At 35.7% G+C, this 12,119-nt stretch carries 6 protein-coding genes; all 6 read right to left on the reverse strand.

Translation table 11 applies throughout. The features are described from left to right. Positions 1 to 101: 101 nt before the first annotated feature. The 6 genes from argS to DYR29_RS12060 all read right to left on the reverse strand — a co-directional run bounded on the left by argS (position 102) and on the right by DYR29_RS12060 (position 12,098). Positions 102 to 1,862, reverse strand: coding sequence for an arginine--tRNA ligase (gene argS / locus DYR29_RS12035; RefSeq protein WP_213277063.1), 1,761 nt, complete (start codon positions 1,860 to 1,862; stop codon positions 102 to 104). A gap of 68 nt (positions 1,863 to 1,930) precedes the next feature. Next, entirely contained in the window at positions 1,931 to 2,383 is a 453-nt protein-coding gene (locus DYR29_RS12040; RefSeq protein WP_213277064.1) for a lipocalin family protein, read from the reverse strand. An 83-nt stretch (positions 2,384 to 2,466) separates the two neighbouring features. After that, positions 2,467 to 4,020: a SusD/RagB family nutrient-binding outer membrane lipoprotein gene (locus DYR29_RS12045; RefSeq protein WP_213277065.1), complete on the reverse strand. Its 1,554-nt coding sequence runs from the start codon at positions 4,018 to 4,020 to the stop codon at positions 2,467 to 2,469. Positions 4,021 to 4,025: 5 nt separating this feature from the next. Next, positions 4,026 to 7,037, reverse strand: coding sequence for a SusC/RagA family TonB-linked outer membrane protein (locus tag DYR29_RS12050; protein ID WP_213277066.1), 3,012 nt, complete (start codon positions 7,035 to 7,037; stop codon positions 4,026 to 4,028). A 404-nt stretch (positions 7,038 to 7,441) separates the two neighbouring features. Further along, on the reverse strand, positions 7,442 to 9,070 hold the full coding sequence (locus DYR29_RS12055) for a SusD/RagB family nutrient-binding outer membrane lipoprotein (RefSeq protein WP_213277067.1): 1,629 nt from the start codon (positions 9,068 to 9,070) through the stop codon (positions 7,442 to 7,444). Positions 9,071 to 9,080: 10 nt separating this feature from the next. Beyond that, entirely contained in the window at positions 9,081 to 12,098 is a 3,018-nt protein-coding gene (locus DYR29_RS12060; RefSeq protein WP_213277068.1) for a SusC/RagA family TonB-linked outer membrane protein, read from the reverse strand. Positions 12,099 to 12,119 lie beyond the last annotated feature (21 nt).

Here is a 12,119-nt window from a genome sequence, read left to right on the forward strand (position 1 = left end):
GAGGTTCGGGTTTCGAGGCTTTGATATTCGGATTATTTTGATACGAGATATTAATACTCATATATAAAAAATCCTCCTGAAATTCAGGAGGATTTTATTTTTTACATTCTGTTTACTGTTCCGATTCCCAGTAGTTCCAACGATTTTTTGATTATCTTCGCTGTAATATCTGAAATATTCAAACGGAATTGTTTTACATTTTCATCTTCCAGTTTCAGAATAATATTACTTTGGTAGAACGAATTATAAGATTTAGCCAGGTCATAAACATAATTGGCGATCAAGGCTGGGCTCAACGCTTCTGCTGCTCTTTCAACAATTGTCTTGTAGTTAGCCAAAAGCATGATTAGTTCTTTTTCATACTGGTTTAAAGTTACAACCGAGATTTCTTTATACTGGTAATCTGCTTTTGCCAGCAAAGACTGCGTACGAGCGTAGGTATATTGAATAAACGGACCTGTATTTCCATTAAATTCAATACTTTCTGCCGGATTGAATAGCATTTTTTTCTTAGGATCCACTTTCAGCATGAAATATTTGAGTGCCCCCATTCCGATGATTTCATAAGAAGCTACTTTTACTTCTTCTGAAAGACCATCAAGTTTTCCTTGTTCTATAGCTTTTAATTTTGCCGTTTCATGCATTTCTGCCATTAGGTCGTCCGCATCCACAACAGTTCCTTCACGGGATTTCATTTTTCCTTCCGGAAGTTCAACCATACCATAAGAAAGGTGGAATAACTGATCTGCCCATGAATATCCAAGCTTTTTCATAATTTTAAATAAAACCTGGAAGTGATAATCCTGTTCATTTCCAACAGTGTAAATCAACTTTTGAATATTGTTGTCTTTAAAACGCTCTACGGCTGTTCCCAAATCCTGCGTCATATAGACTGAAGTACCGTCTGAACGCAGCAACAGCTTCTGATCAAGTCCCTCATCGGTAAGATCACACCAAACAGAACCATCTTCTTTCTGGTACAGAACTCCTTTATCCAACCCTGCCTGAATAAGATCTTTCCCTAAAATATAAGTATTGCTTTCGTACTGAACCTGATCAAAGTCAACACCCAGTCTTTTATACGTTTCATTGAATCCTTTGTAAACCCATGAATTCATCTCTTCCCAAAGCGCTCTTACAGTGGCTTCTCCATTCTCCCAATCTAAAAGCATTTTCTGCGCTTCTTTCATCACCGGAGCATCCTTTTTAGCCTGTTCTTCTCCTACTCCCTGCTCTACAAGCTCTGCAATTTCTTTTTTATAATTTTTGTCAAATTCTACGTAATAGTTTCCAACAAACTTATCTCCTTTAGTATTCGTTGTTTCAGGAGTTTCTCCCTTCCCGAATTTCTCCCAAGCCAGCATTGATTTGCAGATATGAATTCCTCTGTCATTAATGATCTGAGTTTTGATCACATCATATCCGGCTTCTTTTAAAATCTGAGCTACAGAAAATCCTAATAAATTATTTCTGATGTGCCCTAAGTGTAATGGTTTATTCGTATTCGGTGAAGAATATTCTACCATTACCGTAGCATTTTTCTTTTCTATAGTGGAGAAATTCTTGCTTACAGATCTGAAGTTATCTACAAACAATTGGTTTTTAACCTTAACATTAAGGAAACCTTTTACTACATTAAAACTTTCAAAAACTTCTGTCTGCTCTGTCAAAGCTTCACCTAGTTCAACCCCAATACTTTCAGGATTTTTTTTCAACTGTTTCACCAACGGAAAAGTAACAATGGTAAAATCACCCTCAAATTCCGTTTTATTTTCCTGAACTTCCAGCTTGATGTCTTTTAACTGGTATACATTTAAAATGACTTCTGAAAGTTTTTGCTCTATGATATCTTTAATATTCATTTCAAAATTTTGAAGTACAAATATACGGAAATAAAAAAACCGCCCGAAGGCGGTTTTATAAAGTATTTTTATTCTCTTATATAAACTAATACAGCATCGTCATTCCCTGGGATTCCATCTACATTTTTAGAACCATCAGTAATTTTCAGTTCGGTAGCAGAAAAATCTTCGACAGTTTTCTGTGATGTTTTACTCACTCCTGCTTCTGTATAAGTAAGCGTTAGTTTACCATACATCCTATCATAAGCCCATTTCCCTGAATAGGATTCAGGTTTTGTACACTCACCTGCTCCAGCACCCGCTTCATATCTTTCATATACTCCCGAAAAGTCAGTATTAATAAGTATCTGTCCTTTTTTTTCACAAGTGGATACAGGATAGCTTTTCCCTTTAAACTCATATCGTGAAGGTTTCCATGTACCATTAACACTTACCTCTTCTGTTTTAGAATTACTCCTGTCATCATCACTGCTGCAAGAAACAATTCCCATTATGGCAATAAGCCCGATCAAAAACTTCATATTGTATTGTAATTTTTTTAAACAAGATATTCCTGTATTGCTACAGGAATACCATTTATTATTGATTTCAAAGGACCATTACATTAGTTTATGTCCCAGAAAACTTTAGTTGATACTTTATCTCCTCCAATTTTTGCAGCAGCTTTCTCAACATTAGTTTTGTTAAGCAAATACTCCTGATCAGAATACTTCATTCTTACCGGAACAGATTCTACAGTAGAATCTTCAGGATTTTCAAACACAGGGTAATTTAATCTTCTTGCAAAATTCCATGCCTGGAATCCTTTATTAAACATGGCAACCCAAGCCTGGAACCCGATAGATTTTCTCCAGTTTGAAGCATCATAAGGATTTGCTGCGATGAATGCAGCTGCAGATGTAGGAGCAATACCATATTCTGTCATAGAAGCAGTGATAGCTTCTCCATATAAACCTGCTCCTGTTCCACCAACACTAAAGCCACGTGCTGCTGCTTCAGCTCGTAAGAATGAGATTTCTGAGTAATCCAGCAAATATCCTTGAGCGTTCTCTGTGAAAAGCATATAATCACCGTCTTCTCCCATATCAGCAACTCCGTTAATATCTATTTTTGGAGAGGTCATATGCGAATAGTTCACAAATGAATTTCCTTTTCCATAAACTCCTCCTTTATATGCACCTGTATTAGGCTCGTACTTCCCAGTAATTTTGTTGAATACTCTATCTGCTTTTACAAACCATCTTGCTCTTCTAGGATCCGAAGTAGAATTCATATAGTTTATTAACATTTCTGAAGGAACAAGATCATTTCTACCAGACTGTACATCTTCCTGATATACAGGATTAGCAAATAATCCTGATGGGAAAGCCGCTAAACCGAAGTTATCATCTTTACTTTCAAATAAACCAGCGGCATAAGCTGACTCAGCAGTATTTTTTGCAAATGCAGGATCAACATCTGAAAGAGTTACTGCTAATTTGAATTTTAAAGAGTTACCCATTTTTTTCCACTTAGACATATTTCCTTTATAAAATAAGTCATCAGCATATCCGGACTCCGCCGTACTAATCATTGCAACAGCGGCATCAATCCTTTTTATCAGATCCAGATAAATTGTTTTTGCATCATCATAAGGAATTTCAGAAGCTCCTGGATTTCCTGGAACAGCTTTTAAGGCTCCAAAATAAGGAACATCTCCATATGTATCAACAAGATTTGCCCATGTGTATACGCTTATCAATTCAATAATAGCTATATTATTGTTTTTCTTCACTGCACTTCCACCCTCATTTTGAAGAAATTGTTTAGCGTCTCTAAGAGCAGACAAAACCCCCGCAGAATGCGCAGTAGCAGATCTCGAAGCCATCATTACATTATAATGGTTTCTTGGGATAGGTCTCGTTACCATATCATAGTTTGACTCATCAACATAGGTAGTTTGTGCCCATTGTTGAGTAAAGAATCGTGAGATATTATTATTAACGTTAGGTGTTAACATCTGCGATATTAACGCCTGTTCTGCACTTGCCACCAATAACCCTGAAGGAACAATTGATGGGTGCTTTGGGTCTTCATTCAAAGATGTGATATCACGTTCACAAGAAGTGGTAGCCACAGTTAAAGAAATTAGACTTAATATTAAAATTATCTTTTTCATGCTTTTTAGAATTTTAGTGTTACATTGATACCTATGTCACGTGTTGTAGGAAGCACCCCAATAGAGTTTCCTTTTGAAGCTAACCCGTTTCCAGTTCCTGCTTCAGGATCTGCATAAGGCAAATTTTTGTGAATAATCCAAAGGTTTCTTCCAACTAAAGAAATTTTTGCTTCCTGTATAGAAGTATTGGCAAGAATTGATTTTGGAAGACTGTAACCAATACTAGCTTCTCTTAATTTAACATAAGAAGCATCATATACAAATCTGCTGTTTGGCATTCTTCTATATCCATCTACGTTACCAAAAGTACCAGGAGCACTTGTAGGAGTTGTATTTACTTGACCATTAGGATTTACACCTGGATTAATAACCCCAGCTGTTCTATAATCTCCTACAGCAGTTTCTTCATATAAACCTGTAGCAAGCCCATAATACATATCTGTAGAGAATACATCTCCACCATGTTTGATATCAATTAAGAAACTCACAGAAATTCCTTTATAAGTAAAGCTATTCCTGATACCTCCAATCCAATCTGGGGTAATATTTCCGATAACCTGATTTGGATTTCTTAGATATCTTCCATTAGCAGGATCTACTACACGCTCTCCATTGGCATTGTAAACATAATCTGAACCAACCAAAGCTCCAAATGCTTCACCTACTCTTGCATTTAATGAAACACCTCCCTGATATTGTGCTAATAAATAGTTTTGAGAATCGCCGTATAGAGAGATTACTTCATTCTCATTTTTAGACCAATTTACATCAATATCCCAACTAAAGTTAGAATTTTTAATCGGAGTACCATTTAATTGAACTTCAATACCTTTATTATTAATCTGCCCTGCATTTACAAGGAATGTTCTATATCCAGTCGCTGATGAAACCGGAAGATTGATAATTTGATCAAGAGTACGTGTTTTATAAACAGCAATATCAAATCCTAATCTGTTTTTCAAGAATTGAGCTTCCATACCAAATTCCACTTCTTTTGATCTCTGTGGTTTAAGATCCGGATTCGCTAAGAAGTATGATTGATTAACCAATCCTGTACTTCCAAATCCTCCTCTTACTCTGTAAGTATTTTCTAATTGATAATTCACAGTTGACGATCCTACTTCTGCATAATTAGCTCTTACTTTCCAGAAGCTTAACCAGTTTTGCTTCCATAATTCTGAAAGAATTAAAGATCCTGTTGCTGAATAGTAATCATAAGTATTATTAGCTTTTGGAAGGTTTGAGCTTCTGTCCACTCTATACGTTCCGTCTACAAATAATAAATTTTTATATCCAAAAGAAGCCGTTGCATATAAACTGGATGTAAGCCATTTTGCATAGTTTTCATCCGGCGGGATGATTGGACTTGCAGAGTTAGAGATTGCATACAATCCTGGAGTTGCAAGACCACCTTCTGTACTTGCATACACTGCATCACTTAGATTCCTTCTTACATTCCCTCCTACGATACCACTAACATTTAAGTCTTCCATGATATCGAATTTATAATTAGCAAATAAATCAAAGTTAGTCTCTGAAGTTCTTACATCCTGACGGGAATATCCTGAAGTTACATTATTTCCTGACGCACCAAAAGCCTGAGGTAATGAACCATTGGCTAATCTTTCTTCAATTAGCATTTGCATATTGTCGTAAGATAACTTCCCTGTAATCCCAAAGTTTTTAGAAACATCATACTTCAACTGTGCATAGCTGAATGTTCTTGTTCTGGAATCGGATTGATAATTCTGATATCTTTGGAAATATGGATTATTCCAATAAGCAGGAGTTCCATTTTCACCAGAAGTTCTATTCCATGTATTATTACTATTATTCGTTCTGGCATAAGCATCTCTTAAATCGTAAATATCTACGTTCGTCTGCCACCACTGTCTGAATCCTGTTACAATATTATCAGAATATCCTGTTTCATTTCTACCTTTTGTATCCTGAATGGTTAAAGTTGAAAATACCGTAGCATGAAGTTTGTCTGTAAAGTCATAGCTGAACTTCGCGGTTAAGTTGTTTTTTCTCAAATCTGAATTTGGTAATAAACCATTGGAAAGCATATTCGAGTAGGACAAAGATATATTCGATGATTTATTTCCTTTCTCCAAGGAAATTGAGTTAACATAAGTTACCGGATTTTCAAAGAATTTAATAGGACCGTTTTTCGCAGCTACCCAAGGAGTTGCCATCCCATAATAAGGAGATGTTGGATCGTAAGAATACCATTGGCGAACTAACAAATTAGGGTTAAACTCTGCTCCATAAGAAGCATCTTCAGTAAGTGGTACCTGAAATTCCCCGGTGTTCGGGTCATGATTAAAATATTCATCAGGATTACCATCTCCATTGGTATCATTTCCGTACTGAGGTCCATAACCCGCTCCGTACCTCGACTGATATTTAGGGAAAGTAGATTTATCAATAAAACCTACATTGATGTTTGAATTCAATGTTACTCCCCAACTTCCGTCTTGTTTTCCACGTCCGTTTTTAGTAACAATCAAAATTACACCGTCACTTCCTCTTTCCCCGTATAAAGCAGAAGCAGCAGCTCCTTTTAAAACATTTATACTTTCAATATCGTTCTGATTGATATCAGATAAGAAGTTTCCGTAATCAAAAACAGTTCCTTTAACACTTCCATTATTTACTGGAGATCCATCAACTACAATAAGCGGAGATCCTCCTGACAGAGACTTATACCCTCTGATCAATAAGTTTGATGATCCACCAAAGTTGTTGTTTGTGTTAACCTGAAGACCGGCAACTTTACCAGAAAGTAAGCCTGCTACGTTCCCTGTATTGGTAGTCCCACCTGTCAATGCCTCGGCCTTTACTTCTTCGGAAGCATAACCAAGAGATTTCTTCTCTCTTTTAATTCCGAGTGCGGTTACAACCACACCCTCAATTTCTTTTGTTTTAATAGTATCATTCTTCTGCTGAGCATTCGCAACAGCTATAGAAGAAGATAATACTAAAACAAGAAGACTTGCTGTTAGTTTCTTCATATCAAATTAATTTTGTACCCTACAAATTTGTAAAACTTTCTTAATACCACAAAGCAAAATTTAAAAAAATTACATTTCTTTTAATTTTTTTAAATCAAAACAACAAAATAAGTATTAAAATTAGTTAAAAAATAGATATTTAACAAAAACAAATTACTTAATTGTTAATTTCATTTAAGAAATAATAACAATCATATAAATTGATAATATCTATATTAAATCTTCACATAAAAGAGATTAAACAATTTGAATGTCAACAACTTGAAATCTAGCAAGAGATAAAAAACTTCACTAATCAGCATACATGCTATGCTAGACATATTTTTATATTTAAAGAAACATTAGTCCTTAAAACAAAAAAAAACCGCCCGAAGGCGGTAATAAAATATATTAAAATTGTAAGATTAATTCTGGTTCCAGAAAGGTGTATATTGATTTTTAGTAAATACAACATCACTTGCAATGTTTGGTACATTTGCTGAGTTTGTCGCAAATTCAGAATTAGGATAAACCAATCTATATGGCCTTCTTGATTTTACTGCATTTACAGCTAAAGGATTATAAGGAAGTTCAGTTCTATTATATTCAATATACATTTCAGTAGGATTCACATTAGTAAGAGCCAACCATTTTTGAGTCATGATTGCTTCCATTTTTTGCGCATCAGTACCTACCCAGCCTAAACCAGGTCTTGTAGAAATATTTGTAATATATGTGCCCATATTTACTGGGGTAACTCCTATCCAAATACCTGAAGCAGTAACACCATCATTGAAGGCTGTCTGCCCACCAGTAAACAATGCAGGGTATTTTAAAGATGCTTCGGCTAATAATAGTTTCGCTTCAGCCAAAGACATAATAACACCTCCTCTGGCATTTGATGCATTAAGAACACCTGTAACATTACTAACTGGAGTACCTCCCGAAAAATTCCCAGCAGCAAGTTTTGATACATTTTGGTTATCTGTAGGAGCACCTGGCTGACCTGAGGTAGCACCTTGTCTCACACCTTTTACCTGACCAACACTATTGTAGGTTATACTAGTGAACAATCTGAATCTACGAGGATCAACAAGTCCATTAAATTTTTGATATTGCGGCGCTGTATTTCCCAAGTTATTACCATTTAAAGCAATAGCCAAGTGTTCTGAAGCTGTAATTACAATATGATTCTGAACTTCCGTAGGAGTTGAGTTATAATAATAATTAAATGCGAATGGATTCAACTTATCATTATTAGCAGTAGAATACCCCGGTTTTTCAACAACATCTGAGCTTATTAAATTAGCTCCTAAGTTAGTACTAGAACTTAATGCTGCAAGATGTCCATCACGGTAAGCAGCAAGATCACCTGTTACTTTTGACATTCTTAGTAAATATCTAAGCTTTACAGTCTGAGCAAATGCCTTCCACTTAGTCATATCACCCCCAAAAACAATATCCTTTTCTGCCGGATTTACAGCATTATCATCTTCTGCATCGATAAGAGCTACTGCTTCATCAAGATTACCAATAAGAGATTTATAAATATCAACATCCTTATCATACTTAGGAGCAAGATTATTTTGTCCTTTAAATGCTTCTGTATAAGGAGCATTACCATAAAGGTCAACAATATACTGCATATAGAAAGCTTTCATAACTTTCGCCATAGCAATATAATTATCTTGTGAATGATTACCGTTTGGATATCTTTCAATTACCACAAAGTTATTGACATTCTGGTAAATATTATCCCAAATACCATCATAAAACTGGCTATTTACAGCTGATAAAGAAAATTCATTGGGATATAGCCCACCATAATGATATACATCTCCTGCCCAGGAGTTCATCATTAAATTACCAAACTGCATCATATCACCAGCCTGCGCTCTATAAGATTGAGCAACAGCACCTGGGAAAATTAATTCCGGGGTTATATTCTCAGCATGAATAGAATTGGGATTTTCATTAATATCAAGATAATTATTACAAGATGTTAATGAAGCTACCACAATAAGTGATGAGATTATATATTTAATTTTATTCATTTTTAGAATTTTAGAAAGTTATATTAAAGTTAAAACCAAAGTTTCTGGCCGTAGGATATTGGCTCACTGCTAAGCTGGCACCCGTTTGCATTTCCGGATCACCAAAGTTTCTATTGTCCTTCGCATACACCACAAATGGATTTCTGGCATAAACACCAATGCTCATACTATTAATGAAAGTACTTGCTAATACTGATTTAGGAATAGCATAGCTTAATGCAATCTCTCTAATTTTTAATGCAGTCCCATCAATTACGAATTCTTCAGCTATATCACTTCCATAGTTGGTAGTAAAGTAGTTTACCGTCCCTGCATAACTTGCATCATCACCAACTGGTGTGGTGTTTGGAACATATACTGGGTTAGAAGCTGTACCAGTATTCTGAACAGAATTAGGAATGATATAACCATTAGAACGGTTAAAATCAGCTTGCTTCTCCAATGTACCTACATAAGACATTAAATTTTTAGCTTCAGAAACAAAACTGTTTCCAGTTCTGTAATCAGCCACTGCACTAATGGTAAACCCTTTAACTCTAATAGATGTACTGAAGGCCAGGATATAATCAGGGTCTAATTTACCCAGCACTTTATATTGGCTACTTACTACAGGAATTCCCAGATCATCTACAACGATTCTTCCTTCCGGATCTCTCTGATATGCTGTACCCATGATAGTGTTTGCACTACCTCCCAATACAGCATAAAGACCAGCTGGTATTCCTTGACCTGAAGCTCCTCTAGGTACACTTAAAGCCCCATTATCCAAGCTTGTAACCACAGATTTATATTTTGAATAAGAACCTTTCACATTCCATTCAAAATCTTTTGACTTGAACGGAGTTACCCCCAATTCTAATTCAAAACCTCTGTTTCTCATAGATCCAGCATTGTCTAATACATTACTGAATCCTGTTGCATTTGATACACCACTATTGGTAATCAAACCATCTGTCTTAGTCTGATAAACGGATCCTTCAAAAGTAATTCTATCTTTCAGGAAACCTAAACTCAAGTTAGCTTCTAGAGTATTGTTGAATTCCGGCTTAATATCCTGTGATACTGGCGTTCTATTAATAATATAAGATGAAAGTGTACCAAATGGGAAACCTGTTGGGAAAGTTCCAATCTCATCAACAACATAAGCATCAAGTACAGAGTTACCTGTTCTGGTAAATCCTCCACTTACTTTTGCATAAGTCAGAATATCTCCGTTTGATAAGTTTTTAAAGGCTTTTGTCGGAATGAATGATACCCCAGCAGAATAATACGAATACCCATCATTTCTCAACGGTCTTTTAGCCTCTCCTACTGCAGGTGTCTCATGAATACTTAAAGCAGATGATTGTTCAAATCTGTAAGTTGCATTTAAGAAAAGATAATCTTTATATCCTAAATCTAAGTTAGAAAACCATGCTACACTTCTCTTTCTCATTTTACCGTTTTCAAGGTTGTACCAAGGAGTAGCATTAAGTACATTCTGGATATTATACCATCCAGGAATTTGCAGATTTGTTCCTCCAACTTGAGAATAATCTTCTTTTGTATCCTGAATATTGTTACCTAAGTTAAATTTAAGGTTTAAATCATCAGTTAAATCATAATTAAAATTTAACATTAAATCTCCATAGTATCTCCAGATTTTATTGACTGTCTTATTATAAGCAGAAGTAATAGCTGTAGCGCCGTAATCAAGATAGTTTGTACCGTCATAAGCTGTACCAGTACCATTATACGTTTTAGCTTCATTAGGTCCGTATGCATCAGTATGAGTCTCAATTACATTAGATATTGTTGACATATTACCTGTATAAGTCAAACTAATATTTTTGTTAAACTCATAACCTAAAGATACAATACCATTAAAAGTAGTCGTATTATTATCATTACGTAAATGATCTCTTAACCAGTATGGGCTGCGGGAAAATGCCGTCCAGTGACCATCCATTCCTCCCGCTTCATAAGCTCTAACATCAATATTGGTAGGAGTCTGGATAAGCTGTCCGAAAAGATTCCCGCCGGTTTGAGACGTATTTTGATCAATAAAATTAAAAGTAGCATCAATTCTTAATTTCCCAAGCTGCTTACCACCTTTATAGAATACAGTATTTCTTTTCAGATTATCTCCTTTGATCATAAAATCATTTTCAACTCTGTTGAATGATAGGAAAGAGTAAGAGTCCCTTCCCCCAACGTTCATTGAAATACCATTTTGAATCAAAACTCCATTTCTAAAAAACTTATCCGCGTTGTTTTTTCTAGGAGCATATGGGCTATAAATCAGACTTCCGTCAGCTTGTGGCAAACCAGCAATTAATGACTGCCCTCCAATTTGAGGATCATTATAGGCAGGACCCCAGCTTCCGTTTTCGTAAGGTACCCAGTTTGTTCCTCCATACTCGACACTACTGAAGTCAGTGGGCTCACCAGTCCACCCCTGTCCATAAAGCTGCTGACGGATTGGAGTTTTGTAAATTGTAGATACATCTATAGAAGATGTTAAAGTAAATTGTATTTTTTCAGATTTGGAACCCTTTTTAGTTGTCACTACAATAACCCCGTTACTTCCTTTCTCCCCATATAGTGCCGATCCTTGCTGACCTTTAATAACGTTTACACTTTCAACTACTTCTGGTGGTAACTGCTGAAAAATACTCAATGTAGATATTGCACCATCAATAACAATCAATGCTTCATTATTACCTGAAATAGATCTCGGGCCTCTAATAGTTACTTTTGCTTGGCTATTAACAGAGTTACTCGTAGTATTAATCTGCAAACCTGGTACTTTACCTGTCAAAGCCTGAGCAGCGTTAGGGTTTACCGCCTGATTGAGTTCTTTAGTATCAATAACTTTATTACTCGTAACAATCGCATCCTGTCTCTTCTTAAGACCGAGAGCACCCGTAACAACAACCTCACGGAGGTCAGTAACTTTTAAAGTATCACCTTGCGTATTTTGCGCACTCACTACTCCAAAGGAAGCAGTTAGAGCTATCGCTAAAACACTTGTAGTTAATTTCTTCATGTTTAGAATGATTATTTTTAT

This window comes from Chryseobacterium indologenes (assembly GCF_018362995.1).
GTDB classification, from domain to species: Bacteria; Bacteroidota; Bacteroidia; order Flavobacteriales; family Weeksellaceae; genus Chryseobacterium; species Chryseobacterium indologenes_G.

What these genes read in the sequence shown, in the direction of transcription:
- DYR29_RS12060 (WP_213277068.1), bottom strand. Translation starts at nt 12,098, where the DNA reads ATGAAGAAATTAACTACAAGTGTTTTAGCGATAGCTCTAACTGCTTCC.
- argS (WP_213277063.1), bottom strand. Translation starts at nt 1,862, where the DNA reads ATGAATATTAAAGATATCATAGAGCAAAAACTTTCAGAAGTCATTTTA.
- DYR29_RS12040 (WP_213277064.1), bottom strand. Translation starts at nt 2,383, where the DNA reads ATGAAGTTTTTGATCGGGCTTATTGCCATAATGGGAATTGTTTCTTGC.
- DYR29_RS12045 (WP_213277065.1), bottom strand. Translation starts at nt 4,020, where the DNA reads ATGAAAAAGATAATTTTAATATTAAGTCTAATTTCTTTAACTGTGGCT.
- DYR29_RS12055 (WP_213277067.1), bottom strand. Translation starts at nt 9,070, where the DNA reads ATGAATAAAATTAAATATATAATCTCATCACTTATTGTGGTAGCTTCA.
- DYR29_RS12050 (WP_213277066.1), bottom strand. Translation starts at nt 7,037, where the DNA reads ATGAAGAAACTAACAGCAAGTCTTCTTGTTTTAGTATTATCTTCTTCT.